The organism is Acidisphaera rubrifaciens HS-AP3, from assembly GCF_000964365.1.
In the GTDB taxonomy this organism is placed as follows: Bacteria; Pseudomonadota; Alphaproteobacteria; order Acetobacterales; family Acetobacteraceae; genus Acidisphaera; species Acidisphaera rubrifaciens.
On sequence record NZ_BANB01001126.1, the window covers coordinates 1 to 431 of the forward strand.

Genomic DNA, 431 nt, shown 5'->3' on the forward strand with positions numbered 1-431 from the left:
GCGTGATCGGGCGAGAGATACAGGGCGCGCCGCGGCGCGCCCCGCGCGAAGGCGTGCGCGGCGATGCGCACCGGCAGCACGGCGTGCGGGCGGGGATGGCGGGCGGGATCGATCCGCCGATGGCCGATCCAGACGATCGGGCGCCCGCCGTTGGGCGTGAGCACGCGCTGGCCGGGCCGCAGCCGCTCAACCGCGATCGGACCGTCCTGTGCGGTGATCCGCGTGCCGGCGGCGAAACAGCCAAGCACCTCCACGACGACGCTCTCCACGTTCGAGACGTAGCGGCCGCCCTTCAGGTCGAACGGCGCGGTGCTCCGGAAATCGCCCGCGCCGGCGCCGATGGAGGGGAAACTGCCCGTCCCGTCGTCGTAGACGATCAGGGAGACTGGACCCTGGTGGCGGGCGAGCTCGCCCAGCGAATAGGTCACCGC

At 73.3% G+C, this 431-nt stretch carries 1 protein-coding gene; it reads right to left on the bottom strand.

Annotated elements, in window-relative coordinates; genetic code table 11:
* A partial coding sequence (locus B8460_RS20370; RefSeq protein WP_048863455.1) for a Hint domain-containing protein occupies positions 1-431 on the bottom strand: 431 nt, incomplete at both ends.